Source organism: Pelomonas baiyunensis, assembly GCF_043555935.1.
Classification (GTDB): domain Bacteria; phylum Pseudomonadota; class Gammaproteobacteria; order Burkholderiales; family Burkholderiaceae_C; genus Pelomonas; species Pelomonas baiyunensis.
Genome location: NZ_JBIGIB010000001.1, coordinates 1,102,467 through 1,119,675, shown reverse-complemented (window position 1 = coordinate 1,119,675; position 17,209 = coordinate 1,102,467). Strand labels below are relative to the sequence as shown.

Here is a 17,209-nt window from a genome sequence, read left to right as displayed (position 1 = left end):
ACCCAAGGGGTTTCAAAGGCCAACTTTTCCGCCAGCTCTGCACACCAAACGATCACGCCAGCTTGTTCGCGCCACGTCAGGGTCCCTCGGTTGCTTGCTGACCGACACCCCGGCGACGAAAGCCACCGCTCCCTCCCCGCCGGTTTGACGCCGAGCCTGGGCTGGCAGCGGTGGCTGCTGCATTTCTGAATTGACCGCGCCCAAACCGAAGGACCTGCATGACCGCCAAGAAGACCGCGACCAAGGCCAGCCCCGCTCCCGCCGAAGAGCCCAAGAAGAAGACGGCCGTGAAGGCGGCTGCCGCCGAGGCGCCTGCCAAGCCGGCCAAGGCAGCCAAGCCTGCCGCCAAGGCGGCCAAGGCCACGGACGAGGACAAGCCCAAGCGCGGTCGCAAGCCCAAGGCTGAAACCACCTCGAAGAAGGCGGGCAAGAAGGGTGCCGAGGAAGAGGAAGAAGACTTCTCCGACATCGACGCCGAGGTGGAAGGCGAAGAGCCCGAAGTCGAGGAAGTGGCGGCCGTTGAAGAAGACACGCCCAAGGCCAAGCCCCTGCGCATGAAGGTGAGCCGCGCCAAGGAGCGCGCGCTGATGCGTGAATTCGGCCTGGAAGAAACCGCCCTGACCGAAGAGGAAGCCAGCAAGCGCCGCAGCGAGCTGAAGACCCTCATCAAAATGGGCAAGACGCGCGGCTTCCTGACCCACCAGGAAATCAACGACCACCTGCCCGAGAAGCTGGTCAGCGAGGAAATCCTCGAGGCCATCATCTCCATGCTCAACGACATGGGCATCGCGGTGTACGAGCAGGCACCCGACGCCGCCACGCTGCTGATCCAGGGCAACACCACCGCCACATCGACGGAAGAAGAAGCCGAAGAAGCGGCGGAAGCGGCGCTGTCCACGGTCGATTCCGAGTTCGGCCGCACGACCGACCCGGTGCGCATGTACATGCGCGAAATGGGCACCGTCGAACTGCTGACCCGCGAAGGCGAAATTGAAATCGCCAAGCGCATCGAAGGCGGTCTGCAGGCCATGATGCTGGCCATCTCGGCCTCGCCGACCACCATCGCCCACATCCTCGAATACGCCACCAAGATCCGCGCCGGTGAGATGCAGATCTCGGACGTCGTGGACGGTTTCGTGGCCGAAGACGAAGCGGACGACTATGTGGCCGAAGAGGACTTCGACGAATTCGACGAAGACGACGACGACGACGGCAACGGCGGCTCCAAGGCACTGACCAAGAAGCTGGAAGAACTCAAGACCGCCGCATTGGTGAAGCTGGACGCCATGTCCGACAGCTTCGACAAGATGCGCAAGGCCTTCGAGAAGGACGGCTACAAGTCCGCTTCGTACAACAAGGCACAGCAGGCCATCAGCAGCGAGCTGATGACCATCCGCTTCACCGTCAAGACCATTGAAAAGCTGTGCGACATCCTGCGCAGCCAGGTGGACGATGTGCGCCGCTACGAACGCGAACTGCGCAAGATCGTGGTCGACAAGTGCGGCATGCCGCAAGAGCACTTCATCAAGACCTTCCCGCCCAACGCCCTGAACCTGAAGTGGGCCGAGAAGGAAGTGGCTGCGGCCAAGCCGTACAGCAACATCCTGAGCCGCAACCTGCCGCCGGTGCAGGAACTGCAGCAAAAGCTCATCGACATCCAGGCCAAGGCCGTCGTGCCGCTGGATGACCTGAAGGACATCAACAAGAAGATGAACGAGGGCGAGAAGGCCTCTCGTGACGCCAAGAAGGAAATGATCGAGGCCAACCTGCGCCTGGTCATCTCCATTGCCAAGAAGTACACCAACCGTGGCCTGCAGTTCCTGGACCTGATCCAGGAAGGCAACATCGGCCTGATGAAGGCGGTGGACAAGTTCGAATACCGCCGCGGCTACAAGTTCTCGACCTACGCGACGTGGTGGATCCGCCAGGCCATCACCCGCTCGATCGCGGACCAGGCCCGCACGATCCGCATCCCGGTTCACATGATCGAGACGATCAACAAGATGAACCGCATCTCGCGTCAGCACCTGCAGGAGTTCGGCTACGAGCCGGACGCGCCGACGCTGGCCGAGAAGATGGAGATCCCCGAGGACAAGATCCGCAAGATCATGAAGATCGCCAAGGAGCCGATCTCCATGGAGACGCCGATCGGCGACGACGACGACAGCCACCTGGGCGACTTCATCGAGGACACCAACAACACCGCGCCGATCGAAGCCGCCATGCAAGCCGGCCTGCGCGACGTGGTGAAGGACATCCTCGATTCGCTGACCCCGCGCGAGGCCAAGGTGCTGCGCATGCGCTTCGGCATCGAGATGCAGAGCGACCACACGCTGGAAGAAGTCGGCAAGCAGTTCGACGTCACCCGCGAGCGCATCCGCCAGATCGAGGCCAAGGCCATCCGCAAGCTCAAGCACCCGAGCCGCTCGGACAAACTCCGCACGTACCTGGACAACCTGTAAAGGTTGACCGGGGACGGGGCCGCCGCAAGGCGGTGCGGACTGCTTGCAGACCGCACGGAGTTGGCGCCCTGACTCGCACTGCGAGGCAAGGCACAAGCTGCACGCACACCCCAAAGCACAGGCCGGCCCGTCCGGCCTTTTTTGCGTCTGTAAACTGCCACCATGACCGCCATCCGCGAGCGCACTGTCCTCTTTGCCGACCTGCGTGGCAGCACCGGGCTGTACGAGTCCCTCGGCAACGCCGAGGCCAGCGCCCTGGTCACGCAGACCGTGGGGCAGATCAGTGAAGCGGTGCTGGAAAGCGGCGGCCAGTTGATCAAGACCCTGGGCGATGGCCTGATGGCTGCGTTCGACACCCCGCGTGACGGCGTGCGTGCTGCCCAGCGCATGCAAGACATGCTGGAGCGGACCGTGCAACGGGCCCGGCGCCTGAACAACCCTGCCATGCTGGCATTGCGCCTGCAGGTGGCCCTGGCGCGCGGCGAGGTGGTGGAACTCAACAGCGACTGTTTCGGCGACGCCGTCAACGTGGCCGCGCGGCTGATCGACCACGCGGGCGATGGCGAGACGTTGATCACCGCCGAAGTGCTGGCCGGGCTGCACCACGCGTCCAAAGGGCGGTTTCGCAGCCTGGACCGCATCTCGGTGCGCGGTCGCATCGAGCCCGTGCACGTGTACCGCATGGACGCCGCTGCCCTGCTCAGCGCGGACGACGCCGCCACGCAATTCGGCGAGCCGATGCGCTCCGTCGAACCCGACGGCATGCGCTTGACCTGGGGCGACCTCGACCGCGTGTTCGACATCCACGCCATGCCCATCGTCCTGGGCCGCAGCGTGCAAGCCACCTACTGCATCACCGACGCCCGCGTGTCGCGCTCCCATGCCCGCATCGACTGGCAAGGCAGCAGCTTCGAATTGACTGACCTGTCCTACAACGGCACCTACGTTCGCTTCGGGGAATCGGGCGAAATGCTCAGCCTCAAACGCGGCAGTTGCACGCTGCACGGCTCGGGCGTCATCGGCTTGGGCGGCCCGCCGACCGATGAACAGTCGCCCATCGTCCGATTCGAGGTGCTGCACTTCGCGGACACCGAACCTCAACAGCCCTTCGGCCTGCGCGGCCGCCGCTGACTACCCTCACCCATGCCTTTTCAGCCTGAACCGCCGTACCGCCACGGCAGCGCGCCCGCGGGCCCCATCGCCACCGATGTGGCCGTGCTCTTGTGCAACCTCGGCACGCCCGACGCTCCGACCGCCCCCGCCCTGCGCCGCTATCTCGGGCAGTTCCTCGCTGACCCGCGGGTCGTCGAGATCCCGCGTCTGGTTTGGATGGCCATCCTGCACGGCATCATCCTGCGCGTGCGGCCGGCCAAGTCGGCCGCCAAGTACGCCACGGTCTGGACCCCGGAAGGCTCACCTCTCAAGGTGTGGACGGAGAAGCAGGCCAAGCTGCTGCAAGGCCAGCTCGGCGAGCGGGGCCTGCGCGTGCGCGTGGCGGCTGCCATGCGGTACGGCCAACCCGCCATCGGCACGGTGCTGGACGCCCTCAAGCGCGACGGCGTGAAGCGTGTGCTGGTGCTGCCGGCCTACCCGCAGTACTCCGGCGCCACCACCGCGAGCGTGATCGACGACGTCGCACGCTGGGCCCTGAAAACCCGCCACCTGCCCGAACTGCGCTTCATCAACCGCTACCACGATGACGCCGCGTACATCAACGCCCTGGCCGCCACCGTGCGCGAACACTGGCAGCGCGACGGCCGGGCCGAAAAACTGGTGATGAGCTTTCACGGCATGCCCGAGCGCACCCTGCACCTGGGCGACCCGTACCACTGCGAATGCCTGAAGACCGGCCGGCTGCTGGCCGAGGCGCTGGGCCTGAAGCCGGGCGAATGGAAGGTCACCTTCCAAAGCCGCTTCGGCAAGGCGAAATGGCTGGAGCCGTACACCGAACCCAGCCTGATCGACCTGGCCCAGAAAGGCTGCAAGTCGGTGGACGTCATCTGCCCGGGCTTCGCGGCGGACTGCCTGGAGACCCTGGAAGAAATCAACCAGGAGGCGCGTGAAGCCTTCCTGCACGCCGGCGGCCAGCGCTTCAGCTACATCCCGTGCCTGAACGACCACCCGTCCGGCATGCGCGCGCTGGCAGCCCTGGCCGAGCGCCACCTCCAGGGCTGGCCTACCACGCCGCCCTCCCCTGACGCCCTGGCCTTGCAACAGGAGCGCGCCCGCGCGGCAGGGGCCTCCGCTTGAGCGAGGCGCCGGCCAGCATGCGGCTGGACAAATGGCTGTGGGCGGCGAGGTTCTACAAAACCCGCGCCCTCGCTGTGGATGAAATCAACCTGGGCCGGGTGCGCGTGGGCGGCGTGCCGGTCAAGCCGGCGCGCGACGTGCGCGTGGGCGATGTGCTGAGCATTCGCATCGGCGCGGTGACGCGGGAAGTGGAAGTGCGGGGCTTGTCCGCCCAGCGAGGTCCGGCGCCGCAGGCCCAGGCCTTGTACGCCGAGACGCCTGCCAGCATCACTGCCCGCGAAGCCGCGGCCGAGGCTCGGCGCCTGGCGCCGGAGCCCGCCGCCAGCCTGACGCAAGGTCGCCCCACCAAACTGGATCGACGCCGCCTGGCGGACTGGGACCGCTGGTCGGCATCGGCCGACGACCTCGACGCAGGCACCGACCCGGGCTGATTCGGGCGACTTTTTTCAAAACCCCTCTTGAAACCCGGATATCGCGCCCCATGTCGGCGCGGTTCCGACCTTTTTTGCCATGACAACCGACACCCCTCTGCCCGAAGACGCCGCTGGCGCCCCCGAGCCCACGGCCGCTGAACTGAACCCCGAGATCAAGATCGCCGAGCTCGAAGGCCGCCTGGCCGAGATGAGCGACGCCTACCTGCGCGCCAAGGCCGAGGTGGAGAACGTGCGCCGCCGGGCCGACGAAGATGTGGCCAAGGCCCGCAAGTTCGCGGTCGAGGCGTTTGCCGAAGCCATGCTGCCCGTGATGGACAGCCTGGAAGCGGCCATCGCCACGCCGAGTGCCAGCGTCGAGACCGTGCTGGAAGGCGTGCACGCCACGCGTCGCCAGCTGTCCAGCGCGCTGGAGCGCAACAAGGTGGTCGAGATCAACCCCGGCCAGGGCGCGAAGTTCGACCCGCACCAGCACCAGGCCATCTCCATGGTGCCGGCGCCGACGCAGGAGTCCAACACGGTCGTGACCGTGCTGCAAAAGGGCTTCCTGATCGCTGACCGCGTGCTGCGCCCAGCGCTCGTCACGGTCGCCGCGCCCAAGTAATTCACAACCCGCCGCCCTTGAAGGCGCGCGAGTTATCCACAAATCCAAGACATCCAAGCATTCACCAGGAGCAAGAACATGGGAAAGATCATCGGCATTGACCTCGGCACGACCAACTCGTGCGTGGCGGTCATGGAAGGCAACACCACCCGCGTGATCGAAAACGCGGAAGGTGCGCGCACCACGCCGTCCATCATTGCCTACCAGGAAGACGGCGAGATCCTCGTCGGCGCCTCGGCCAAGCGCCAATCGGTGACCAACCCGAAGAACACGCTGTACGCCGTCAAGCGCCTGATCGGCCGCAAGTTCGGCGAGAAGGAAGTGCAGAAGGACATCGACCTGATGCCCTACACCATCGCCGCCGCCGACAACGGCGACGCCTGGGTGGAAGTGCGCGGCAAGAAGCTGGCGCCCCCGCAGGTCAGCGCCGAAGTGCTGCGCAAGATGAAGAAGACGGCCGAGGACTACCTCGGCGAGGAAGTGACCGAAGCCGTCATCACGGTGCCGGCTTACTTCAACGACGCCCAGCGTCAGGCCACCAAGGACGCCGGCCGCATTGCCGGTCTGGACGTCAAGCGCATCATCAACGAGCCCACCGCCGCGGCCCTGGCCTTCGGCCTGGACAAGCACGGCAAGGGCGACCGCAAGATCGCCGTCTATGACCTGGGCGGCGGCACGTTCGACATCTCGATCATCGAGATCGCCGACGTGGATGGCGAGATGCAGTTCGAGGTGCTGTCCACCAACGGCGACACCTTCCTGGGCGGTGAAGACTTCGACCAGCGCGTCATCGACTACATCATTGCCGAGTTCAAGAAGGAACAGGGCGTCGACCTGACCAAGGACGTGCTGGCCCTGCAGCGCCTGAAGGAAGCGGCCGAGAAGGCCAAGATCGAGCTGTCCAACAGCTCGCAGACCGACGTCAACCTGCCCTACATCACGGCGGACGCCTCGGGCCCGAAGCACCTGAACGTCAAGCTGACCCGTGCCAAGCTGGAGTCGCTGGTGGACGAGCTCATCGAGCGCACCATCGCCCCCTGCCGCACGGCCGTGAAGGACGCCGGCGTGTCGCTGTCCGACATCGACGACGTGATCCTGGTCGGCGGCATGACCCGCATGCCCAAGGTGCAGGACAAGGTCAAGGAGTTCTTCGGCAAGGAACCGCGCCGTGACGTGAACCCCGACGAAGCCGTGGCCGTCGGCGCCGCCATCCAGGGCCAGGTCCTGGGCGGCGAGCGCAAGGACGTGCTGCTGCTGGACGTCACCCCGCTGTCCCTGGGCATCGAGACCCTGGGCGGCGTGATGACGAAGATGATCAAGAAGAACACGACCATCCCGACCAAGTTCAGCCAGACCTTCTCCACTGCCGACGACAACCAGCCGGCCGTGACCATCAAGGTCTACCAGGGCGAGCGTGAGCTGGCCCAGGCCAACAAGTCGCTGGGCGAGTTCAACCTGGAAGGCATCCCGCCGGCACCGCGCGGCGTGCCCCAGATCGAGGTGAGCTTCGACATCGACGCCAACGGCATCCTGCACGTCGGCGCCAAGGACAAGGGCACCGGCAAGGAAAACAAGATCACCATCAAGGCGAACTCGGGCCTGTCGGAAGCCGAGATCGAGAAGATGGTGAAGGACGCCGAAGCCAACGCCGCCGAGGACAAGAAGAAGGTCGAGCTCGTCACCGCCCGCAACCAGGCCGACGGCCTGGTGCACAGCGTGCGCAAGTCGCTGTCCGAGCACGGCGACAAGCTGGACGCTGGCGAGAAGGACAAGATCGAAGCCGCCGCCAAGGACCTGGAAGAAGCCATCAAGGGTGACGACAAGGCCGCCATCGACGCCAAGACCGAAGCCCTGATGACCGCCAGCCAGAAGCTGGGCGAGAAGATCTACGCCGACCAACAGGCTGCGCAAGCGGCTGCAGGTGCCGCCGCCGGTGCCGAACAGCCCCAGGCCGCACCGCAAGGTGAAGCCAAGCGCCCGGCCGACGACAACGTCGTGGACGCCGAGTTCAAGGAAGTCAAGGACGGCAAGTAAGCCCTCCAAGACCGCGGCCCGGACGCGTCCCCACGCCTCCGGGCCTTTGCTGCTTTAAGAGACGAGCATGGCTTCCAAGCGCGATTACTACGAAGTTCTCGGTGTGGCTAAAGGCGCCACTGAGGACGAGATCAAGAAGGCCTACCGCAAGCTGGCCATGAAGTACCACCCCGACCGCAACCAGGGCGACGGGGCGAAGAAGGCCGAAGAGCAGTTCAAGGAGGCCAAAGAGGCCTACGAGATGCTGTCGGATGCGCAAAAGCGCGCGGCCTATGACCAGTACGGCCATGCCGGCGTGGACCCCAACATGGGTGCCGGCCGTGGCGGCCCGGGTGCGGAAGGCTTCGGCGGCTTCGCCGAGGCGTTCGGCGACATCTTTGGAGACATCTTCGGCGGCCAGGGTGGCGGGCGCCGCGGCGGCGGCCAGCAGGTGTATCGCGGCAGCGACCTGAGCTACGCGATGGAGATCACGCTGGAAGAAGCCGCCCGCGGCAAGGAAACGCAGATCCGCATCCCGAGTTGGGAAGGCTGCGAAACCTGCGGCGGCACCGGCGCCAAGCCCGGCACCAGCGCCAAGAGCTGCGGCTCCTGCGGTGGCTCGGGCCAGGTGCACATGCGCCAGGGCTTCTTCAGCATCCAGCAGACCTGCCCGCACTGCCACGGCAGCGGCAAGATCATTCCCGACCCCTGCACCAGCTGCAACGGCCAGGGCAAGGTCAAGAAGCAGAAGACGCTTGAGGTCAAGATCCCGGCCGGCATCAACGAAGGCATGCGCATCCGCTCGGCGGGCAATGGCGAGCCTGGCGTGAACGGCGGCCCTGCGGGCGATCTCTACATCGAGATCCGCATCAAGCAGCACGACATCTTCGAGCGTGACGGCGACGACCTGCACTGCACCATGCCGGTGTCGATGATCACCGCGGCCCTGGGCGGCACGATTGAAGTGCCGACGCTGGGCGGCAAAGCCGAGATCGAACTGCCCGAGGGCACGCAGCACGGCAAGACCTTCCGCCTGCGGGGCAAGGGCATCAAGGGCGTTCGCTCGAGCTACCCCGGCGACCTGTACTGCCACATCGCGGTGGAAACGCCGGTCAAGCTCACCGAGCACCAGCGCAAGCTGCTCAAGGAGCTGGACGAGTCGCTGAAAAAGGGCGGCGAGAAGCACTCGCCCAACGCCAAGACCTGGACGGATCGGGTCAAGGACCTGTTCAAGTAAGCGCAGGGGCTTCAGGCCAGCCCCAGGACACCCTGCTCACCCCAAGCCGCGACGCCTCACGGGCCTCGCGGCTTCTTCTTGCCCGCCCCACGCAGACAGGCCCCGGACAGGCCGCGCCTGGACAGCCTGCGTCGTAAGTCACGCCCCGCCCCGCAACGCTGGTAAACCATCTGAAAACGGTTGTCAAAGGCTCCTAAAGTCAACCGTATTGCTTTCCGATGAATCCCTTGTGATTGTTGCGACCGCCCACTCCAGCCTTTTCCACGGCCCCGCGCCGCGTCAGGAGGCTGCATGTTCCTGATGGACGACACCATCCAGGATGCGTCGGCGTTGATCATCGACAGCAATGCGAACTCACGCAGCCTGATGTCCGCGCAACTGCGCGACCTGGGCGTGGGCACGGTGCGCCAGACCTCGCGGGTGAAGGATGCCCGGGTCATGCTAGAGCACCAGACCTACGACATCGTGCTGTGCGACTACCACTTCGACACCAGCGACACATCCGGCCAGGACCTGTTGGACGAACTGCGCCGCGAAGGTCTGCTGCCCTACTCCACCGTGTTCGTCATGGTGACGAGCGAGGCCACTTACGCCAAGGTGGCCGAAGCCGCGGAAGCCGCACTCGACGCTTACCTGATCAAGCCCTACACCAGCGCCAACCTGGCGGAACGCCTGGCGAGCGCGCGGCTGCGCAAGCGCATCCTGAAAGACATCTTCGAGGCGATTGAGAACCAAGACTTCCAGACCGCTGCCGACTTGTGCCTCGCCCGCTTTGAGGCGCGCGGCAAGTACTGGCTGTATGCCGCCCGCATCGGCGCGGAACTTCTGCTGCGCCTGAAGCGCTTCGACGAAGCCCGGACGCTGTACGAGGCCATCATCGCCGCCAAGACGGTGCCCTGGGCGCGCTTGGGCGTGGCCCGCACCGAAGTGGCCGGCGGCAACCTGCAGGCAGCCCGCCGCACGCTGGAAAACCTCATCGGCGAGTTGCCCGATTACGCCGACTCGCACGACCTGATGGGCCACGTGCAGATGGAACAAGGCGACCTGCACGAGGCCCTCAAGACCTACCAAACCGCCGCAACGCTCACGCCCGGCTGCCTGCTGCGCTTGCAGCGCTGCGGCTCGCTGGGCTTTTATGCCGGCGAGCGCGCCGAAGCGCTGCGCATGCTGGAACGGGCGATGTCGCAAGGCCTGCGCTCCAAGCTGTTCGACATGCTGAGCCTGGTGCTGATCGGCTTGATGCGGTTCGACAACAAGGACTACAAAGGCTTCAAGTACGTCCACGACGCCCTGCTCGCCGCGCTGGAGCGCGCGCCGGGCTCGATTCGCTTGCAGCGCTTCGACCTGGTGTTCCGGGGCCTGGCGTTCCTGCTGGAGCGCCGTGTCGGGCAGGCCATGGTGGTGGCACGCGAGTTCACCGAACACGCCAACCAGGGCAACTTCGACCTGGAAGCTGCGTCGCTGCTGACGGCGTTGTGGATTCGACTGTCCAGCCAGGAAGTGGAGCTCGAGGAAATGATGCCCATCCTGCAAGGCCTGGGCATGCGCCATTGCGCCACCAAGGCCAGCACGGAAATTCTGGTCGCCATGACCGAAAGCCATGTCGCGGCCGCCGAGCAGTTCCGTGAGTGCCACCAGCAGATCTTCAACGTGGCGGAAACCGCCATGCGCCACTCGTTGCGCGGCAGCGCCAAGGTGGCCGTGGAACTGCTCATTCAACAGGGTGAGAAAACGCGCAACTCCAAGCTCATCGACATGGCTGGGCTGGTGCTGAAACGCCACGCCGAGAAGATCGAAGGCGCACCCATGCTGTCGGAGCAGATCGAAACCCTGCACGCCCGGTTCGTGAAGCCCATGGCCAACACCACGAGCCGCGGGCATCCGGCCGGCGGCATTGCGCTGCGCGCGCCGGCAGCCGCACCGGCCTGACGGCTGAGAACCCTGGGGTGAACCCCCGGCCCCGGCTGCAGCTGGGCTTCATGTGCCGCAAGGACAATGGCGGGCACTGCCTTCTCTGTTGACACGCATGTCCTTGCTCAAGCGCCTGCTGGCCTGGTTCCAGCCCGACACCACCCGCCCGCTGACCCAGGTGTGGCTTTGCAGCCTCTGGATGGGCGTGCTGGCCAACCTGCCGCTCTGGCAGCAACTCCACGGCATGCCGGGCAGCCGCCTGAGCTTCCTCCTGGCCTTTGTGGGCATGGTGACGGCTGCCACCGGCGCGGTGCTGAGCCTGCTGGCGTGGCCGCGATTCGTGAAGGGCGCGCTGGTGGTGCTGCTGATGTCCGCGGCGGCGCTGGCCTATTTCATCGGCGCGTACGGCATCGTGTTCGACCCGACCATGGTGGTCAACATGGTGCAAACCGACGCGCGCGAGACGCGCGACCTGCTGAGCTGGCGCCTGGCCGCCACGCTGCTCGCGCTGGGCGTGCTGCCCGCCGTGTGGTTGCTGCGCCGCCCCGCCGCACCGGCGCAGGCCCTGCGGCAGCGGGTGTTGGGCAATCTCGGCTCCTTCGCGCTGGGGCTGCTGGCCATGGTGCTGCTGGCCCTCAGCGTGTTCGCAACGCTGTCGTCCACCATGCGCAACAACAAGACGCTGCGCTACATGGTCACGCCGCTGAATGCCGTGTATTCGGTCAGCGCTGTGGGTGTGCGCAGCCTGTCCGGCCCCAAGGGGCCGCCGGTGGTCATCGGGGCCGATGCCCAGTTGCTGCCGCGTGCGGACGGGGCCAAGCCCCCGCTGCTGCTGCTGGTGGTGGGCGAAACCGCGCGCGCGATGAACTTCAGCCTCAACGGCTATGCGCGCCCGACCAACCCGGAGCTGGCGAAGCTGCCGGCCGACCAACTGATCAGCCTGCGCCAGGTCAGCTCGTGCGGCACCGCCACCGCAGCGTCGCTGCCTTGCATGTTCGCGCCGCAGGGCCGCGCCGATTTCGACGCCGACAAGCCGCAGGAGAACCTGCTGGACGTGCTGCAACGTGCTGGGCTCGCTGTGCTGTGGCTGGACAACCAAAGCGGCTGCAAGGGCCTGTGCGACCGCGTGCCCAACAGCTTCACCGCCAAGCTGCCGGCAGGCGCCGCCCCGCTGCCCGCCGGCTTGTGCGACGGCGAGGAGTGCTTCGACGAAGCGCTGCTGCACGCACTGGACGCCCGCATCGCAGCACTCGACCCGGCTCGGCTGCAACGCGGCCTGGTGCTCGTGATGCACCAGATGGGCAGCCACGGCCCGGCGTACTTCAAGCGCTCGCCAGCCGACCTCAAGCCCTTCCAGCCCGAATGCCGCAGCAATGAGTTGCAGCAGTGCCCGCGCGAGCGCGTGGTCAACGGCTACGACAACACCATCGCCACCACCGACCGACTCCTCGCCCGGGCGATTGACTGGCTGGGCACCCAGACGTCACGGTTCGACGCCGGCATGCTCTACGTGTCAGACCATGGCGAATCGCTGGGCGAGAACGGCCTGTACCTGCACGGCATGCCGTACGCCATCGCACCCAAGGAACAAACCCACGTGCCCATGATCTTCTGGGTGCCGCAAGCCGGCGCGCTGGCGGCCACGCTCAAGCCCGGCTGCCTGCAGGCCCTGCGGGACCAACCCGCCTCGCACGACCACCTCTTCCACACGGTCATGGGCTGGGTGGGTGCGCGGGCCGACGTCTACCAACCGGGGCGCGACCTGCTGGCTGGCTGCCGCCGCTGAACGGCACGGACACACCAGGACAACGGCTGCAGGCGATTCGGTCAGAACAGGCTGGCCTGCGCACTGGGCTTCACGGGCGGCTGGAACAGCGCCAACTGCACGGGCCGGCGCTCGGTGGCTAGGCCCAGCCGGCGCGCGGCGCGCGTCAGGCGGGCCCGCAGCAAGTCGGCCCACAGCCCCTCACCCGTCATGCGGGTGCCGAAGCGGGCGTCGTTGTCCTGCCCGCCCCGCATGTCGCGGATGCGCGCCATGACGCGGTCTGCGCGGTCGGGGAAGTGGCGCTGCAGCCAGTCTTGGAACAACGGGTTCACCTCCCATGGCAAGCGCACCGGGATGCTGAACGCGCTGCGCGCTCCTACCTCGGCCGCGGCCTCCAGGATGCGTTCCAGCTCAGGCTCGTTGATGAATGGAATGATGGGCGACACGCTAACCCCCACCGGCACGCCGGCTTCGGCCAAGGTGCGCAGTGTGCGCAAGCGCCGGGCCGGTGCCGCAGCACGCGGCTCGAGGATGCGGGCCAGGTCGTTGTCGAGCGTGGTGACCGACACGTAGACCGACACCAGCCCTTGCGCAGCCATGGGCGCGATCAGGTCCAGGTCGCGCTCGATGCCGCTGCTCTTGGTCACCACGGAGAACGGATGCCGGCTTTCGGCCAGCACCTCCACCACCTGCCGGGTCAGGCGCAGGCGGCGTTCAATCGGCTGATAGGCATCCGTGGCCGTGCCGATCACGAGCGATTTGGGCACGTAGCGCGCGCCCGCCAGGGTCTCACGCAAGCGCTCGGCCGCATTCATCTTGGCCACCAGGCGGGTTTCGAAATCCAGCCCCGGGGAGAGGTTCAGGTAGCTGTGTGTGGGCCGCGCAAAGCAGTAGACGCAGCCGTGCTCGCAGCCCCGGTACGGGTTGATGGAGTAATCGAAGGAAATGTCGGGCGACTGGTTGCTCGACAGGATGCGCCGCGCCTGCTCCTCGATCACCTCGGTGGCGGGCGGCAGCACCTCTTGGGCGGCCTCCTGCTCCCAGGTGCCCCAGCCGTCGTCGAACTGCTCGCGCTCTGAGCGCTCGAAGCGGTGCGGCATGGCCGTGGCGGCACCTCGGCCCTTGATGGAAGACAAGGGCACCAGGGCCGGTTGCGCGGCAGCGATCGGTCGGGGGGCTTGCGGCATACTGTAAATATATACAGTTTTGTCGCCCTGCTCCACGCCGGACGCAGTGTCCGCAGGCGCGGTCCGATCCCAGAGCCGTGCGTCAGTACTCGTCGCGCTCCACGCCCACGTAGCCGGGGGCGAGGTTCTCGAACTTGGTGTGCATGCGCTGGAAGGCCAGCTTCACCGTGCCGACCGGGCCGTTACGCTGCTTGGCCACGATGATCTCGGCCACGCCCGGCTCCTTGCACTCGTCCTTGGTGTAGTACTCGTCGCGGTAGATGAACATGATGATGTCCGCGTCCTGCTCGATGGCGCCGGATTCCCGCAGGTCAGACATCATGGGGCGCTTGTCAGGGCGCTGCTCCACCGAACGGTTCAGCTGCGACAACGCAATGACCGGGCACTTCAGCTCCTTGGCCAGGGCCTTCAAACCCCGTGAGATTTCACCGAGCACGGTGGCTCGGTTTTCCTCGTTGCCACCGCCGTTGCCGGTCATCAGCTGCAGGTAGTCGATCACGATCAAGCCCAGCTGACCGCAGATGCGCGCCTGCCGCCGCGCGCGCGCCCGCACTTCCGAAGGACTCAGGCCGGGGCTCTCGTCAATGAAGATGCTGGCCTTGCCCAGCTTGTCCACGGCTTCCGACAGGCGGCTCCACTCGTCGTCCTTGAGCTGGCCGGTGCGCAGGTGGCTTTGGTCGATGCGGCCGATGGAGCCCACCATCCGCAACGCCAGCTGCGCCGCGCCCATTTCCATGGAGTAGATGACGACGGGCAAGCCTTCGTTGATCGCGACGTTTTCGGCGATGTTCACGGCAAACGCCGTCTTGCCCATGGACGGGCGCGCGGCCAGCACGATGAGGTCGCCCGGCTGCAGGCCGGCGGTCTGCTTGTCCAGGTCATAGAAGCCGGTGCGAACGCCGGTCACGTCCTGGTGGCCGGCTTCGGCCAGTTCGTTGACGCGGTCGATCAGCGCGATCACCAGGCGGTCCATGCTCTGGAAGCCCTGCTGGCTGCGTGAGCCTTCTTCGCCGATCTTGAAGATCTTGCCTTCGGCCTCGTCCAGGATCTGGGTGACGGCACGGCCTTGCGGGTTCATCGCAGCGGTGGCGATCTCATCGCTGGTGGCCACCAGCTTGCGCAGGATGGCCCGCTCCCGAACGATTTCGGCATAGCGGCGCATGTTGGCCGCGCTCGGCACGCTCTGCGCCAGCGCGTTGAGGTACGACAGGCCACCGCACTCTTCCGCGCGCCCGACCGAGGTGAGCTCGTCGAACACCGTCACCACGTCAGCCGGCTTGCCCGCGTTGATGAGCTTGCCGACCGCCGCGAACACATGCTTGTGCTCGAAGCGGTAGAAGTCGCCCTCGGTCAACAAGTCGGCGGCCTTGTCCCAGGCGGAGTTGTCGATCAGCAACCCGCCCAGCACGCTCTGCTCGGCCTCCACCGAATGCGGCGGCACCCGCAGGCGGGCCACCTCGTCATCGGACGGAGAGGAAGACGAAGAGGTGGGCAGGATCGCGGACATGCTTGTGGATAAAGCTGTGGACGGACTGGGGTCAACCGGTGGCCAAGGCGGGACAACCTCAGCCCCAAAAAGCTGAAGGCCGAAACCCAGAGGGTATCGGCCTTCACTCGATGTTGCGGCGACCCAAGGTCACCGCGCCATCAGGGGAAGCGAGCTTCCTGGAAACCGATCACTCGGCTTCAGCAACCACCTGAACGGTGATTTCCACCACCACGTCGGTGTGGGCAGCCACGTTGACCGGGAACTCGCCCACGGTCTTCAGCGGGCCGTTGGGCAGGCGCACTTGCGACTTCACGATAGCCGAACCGATCTTGGTCAGGGCATCTGCGATGTCGGCATTGGTCACGGAGCCGAACAGGCGGCCGTCAACACCGGCCTTCTGGGCGATGCGAACGGTCTTGCCAGCCAGGGCTTCACCCAGCTTCTGAGCGGCAGCCAGCTTTTCAGCGGCAGCCTTTTCGAGCTCAGCGCGCTTGGCTTCGAATTCCTTGATCGCGGCTTCGGTGGCGCGACGAGCGGCCTTGGTCGGGATCAGGAAATTACGGGCGTAGCCGTCCTTGACCTTGACGACATCGCCGAGGTTGCCGAGGTTGGCGACTTTTTCGAGCAGGATCACTTGCATGTCGTCAGCTCCTTAGACCTTGTGCTGGTCGCTGTACGGCAGCAGAGCCAGGAAGCGCGCGCGCTTGATGGCCACCGTCAGCTGACGCTGGAAGAAAGCGCGCGTGCCGGTCAGGCGAGCGGGCGTGATCTTGCCGTTTTCAGCGATGAAATCGCGCAGCGTGTCGATGTCCTTGTAGTCGATCTGCTCAACACCGGCGACGGTGAAGCGGCAGAAACGCTTGCGACGGAACAGCAACGACTGTTGGTTGCGCTTGGGCTTCTTGTCCTTGGAGAAGCGACCTTTGCCACGAAGAGGGGGCATGTTGGACCTCTGTTAAATCTATCCGGATTCAGTGGTGCCGAGTCTCAGGCAGCGAGCGGTTCGATCACGGTGACGTGGGCAATGAACCCGCGGCCGTTGCGTTGGTGGGTCAGGAAACCGCGGAACAAACCGCTGCCACCGACTCCCAACGCCTGCAACTGGCGGGCCACCTCCCCCATCGCCACGGCCTTGATCTCTAGAGAGACCTTGCGTGGCTTGCCGGCTTCGATGACTTCGGAGTCAGCCTTGAGGCTGGCATCCAGGGCCATCAGCCCGGCAGGGGTGTAGCGGATTTGACCGAGTTGCTGGATCTGCGCCTGGAGGTGAAGCTGGTTCACGCGGTCCTGACGCCTTGAATCACGTTGCTTGAAAAACTGGGCTCTTCAGCGATGAGCCTGCGCTCAGGCCGCTTCTTGTTGCGGCGCCTTGCGGGCTTCTTCGCGCTCAACGGCCTTCATCATGACCGAGGGGGTCGTGATGGCCTTGTCTTGCACTACGGTCAGGTGGCGCAGCACGGCGTCGTTGAAGCGGAAGCCGGTCTCGAGCTCAGCCAGGACTTCCTTGCTGCATTCGATGTTCAGGCACAGGTAGTGGGCCTTGGCCAGCTTTTGGATCAGGTAAGCCATCTGGCGACGGCCCCAGTCCTCAACGCGGTGCACCACACCGCCGCCGGCGGTGATCAGGCCCTTGTAACGCTCCAGCATGGCCGGAACTTGTTCGCTTTGATCCGGATGGATCAGCAGAACGATTTCGTAGTGACGCATGTGTACTCCTTGTGGATTCCAGCCCGGGCTTTGTCGGAATGAACTGCCCGGTCTGTGGAAGCCGTGCCACGGCGTCTACTCGTGGGTACGGCAAGGGGGAACCCAGCATTCTAGCCGCTCTGGCTCAAACCGCCAAATCGCGAACGCCTGGTA

General features: G+C 65.7%; 15 protein-coding genes. 9 read left to right on the top strand and 6 right to left on the bottom strand.

The annotated features are described in order from the left end of the window. Nucleotides 1-218: 218 nt before the first annotated feature. The 9 genes from rpoD to ACG01O_RS04980 all read left to right on the top strand — a co-directional run bounded on the left by rpoD (nucleotide 219) and on the right by ACG01O_RS04980 (nucleotide 12,694). Entirely contained in the window at nucleotides 219-2,462 is a 2,244-nt protein-coding gene (gene rpoD, locus ACG01O_RS05020; protein ID WP_394381945.1) for an RNA polymerase sigma factor RpoD, read from the top strand. 162 nt (nucleotides 2,463-2,624) lie between these two features. Continuing rightward, nucleotides 2,625-3,593, top strand: a complete 969-nt coding sequence (locus ACG01O_RS05015) for an adenylate/guanylate cyclase domain-containing protein (RefSeq protein WP_394381943.1) — start codon at nucleotides 2,625-2,627, stop codon at nucleotides 3,591-3,593. 12 nt (nucleotides 3,594-3,605) lie between these two features. After that, nucleotides 3,606-4,712, top strand: coding sequence for a ferrochelatase (gene hemH, locus ACG01O_RS05010; RefSeq protein ID WP_394381941.1), 1,107 nt, complete (start codon nucleotides 3,606-3,608; stop codon nucleotides 4,710-4,712). A 17-nt stretch (nucleotides 4,713-4,729) separates the two neighbouring features. Then, nucleotides 4,730-5,143, top strand: a complete 414-nt coding sequence (locus ACG01O_RS05005; protein ID WP_394381939.1) for an RNA-binding S4 domain-containing protein — start codon at nucleotides 4,730-4,732, stop codon at nucleotides 5,141-5,143. A 79-nt stretch (nucleotides 5,144-5,222) separates the two neighbouring features. Further along, nucleotides 5,223-5,747, top strand: coding sequence for a nucleotide exchange factor GrpE (grpE, locus tag ACG01O_RS05000; protein WP_394381937.1), 525 nt, complete (start codon nucleotides 5,223-5,225; stop codon nucleotides 5,745-5,747). A 51-nt stretch (nucleotides 5,748-5,798) separates the two neighbouring features. After that, nucleotides 5,799-7,781, top strand: a complete 1,983-nt coding sequence (gene dnaK / locus ACG01O_RS04995) for a molecular chaperone DnaK (RefSeq protein ID WP_394382520.1) — start codon at nucleotides 5,799-5,801, stop codon at nucleotides 7,779-7,781. Between the two features lie 67 nt (nucleotides 7,782-7,848). Further along, a complete protein-coding gene (dnaJ, locus tag ACG01O_RS04990; RefSeq protein ID WP_394381935.1) occupies nucleotides 7,849-8,997 on the top strand; it encodes a molecular chaperone DnaJ in 1,149 nt (382 codons plus the stop codon). Nucleotides 8,998-9,288: 291 nt separating this feature from the next. After that, nucleotides 9,289-10,926 carry a response regulator gene (locus ACG01O_RS04985; RefSeq protein ID WP_394381934.1) on the top strand — a complete coding sequence of 546 codons (1,638 nt, stop codon included), beginning with the start codon at nucleotides 9,289-9,291 and terminating at the stop codon, nucleotides 10,924-10,926. Nucleotides 10,927-11,023: 97 nt separating this feature from the next. Beyond that, nucleotides 11,024-12,694 carry a phosphoethanolamine transferase gene (locus ACG01O_RS04980; protein ID WP_394381932.1) on the top strand — a complete coding sequence of 557 codons (1,671 nt, stop codon included), beginning with the start codon at nucleotides 11,024-11,026 and terminating at the stop codon, nucleotides 12,692-12,694. Nucleotides 12,695-12,735: 41 nt separating this feature from the next. Here ACG01O_RS04980 and ACG01O_RS04975 read toward each other — a convergent pair whose 3' ends face one another. The 6 genes from ACG01O_RS04975 to rpsF form a co-directional block, all read right to left on the bottom strand. Continuing rightward, nucleotides 12,736-13,860, bottom strand: a complete 1,125-nt coding sequence (locus tag ACG01O_RS04975) for a PA0069 family radical SAM protein (protein ID WP_394381930.1) — start codon at nucleotides 13,858-13,860, stop codon at nucleotides 12,736-12,738. Nucleotides 13,861-13,942: 82 nt separating this feature from the next. After that, the gene (dnaB, locus tag ACG01O_RS04970; RefSeq protein WP_394381927.1) at nucleotides 13,943-15,367 is read right to left on the bottom strand and encodes a replicative DNA helicase; all 1,425 of its coding nucleotides are present in this window, start codon (nucleotides 15,365-15,367) and stop codon (nucleotides 13,943-13,945) included. Between the two features lie 169 nt (nucleotides 15,368-15,536). Continuing rightward, complete coding sequence (rplI, locus tag ACG01O_RS04965) at nucleotides 15,537-15,989, bottom strand: 50S ribosomal protein L9 (protein WP_394381925.1); 453 nt, start codon at nucleotides 15,987-15,989, stop codon at nucleotides 15,537-15,539. A gap of 12 nt (nucleotides 15,990-16,001) precedes the next feature. Next, nucleotides 16,002-16,292 (bottom strand): 30S ribosomal protein S18, encoded by a 291-nt coding sequence (rpsR, locus tag ACG01O_RS04960; protein WP_088481803.1) that lies wholly within the window; start codon nucleotides 16,290-16,292, stop codon nucleotides 16,002-16,004. A gap of 44 nt (nucleotides 16,293-16,336) precedes the next feature. After that, the gene (gene priB, locus ACG01O_RS04955) at nucleotides 16,337-16,630 is read right to left on the bottom strand and encodes a primosomal replication protein N (RefSeq protein ID WP_394381922.1); all 294 of its coding nucleotides are present in this window, start codon (nucleotides 16,628-16,630) and stop codon (nucleotides 16,337-16,339) included. Between the two features lie 63 nt (nucleotides 16,631-16,693). Beyond that, nucleotides 16,694-17,056, bottom strand: coding sequence for a 30S ribosomal protein S6 (gene rpsF / locus ACG01O_RS04950; RefSeq protein ID WP_088481805.1), 363 nt, complete (start codon nucleotides 17,054-17,056; stop codon nucleotides 16,694-16,696). Nucleotides 17,057-17,209: the final 153 nt, after the last annotated feature.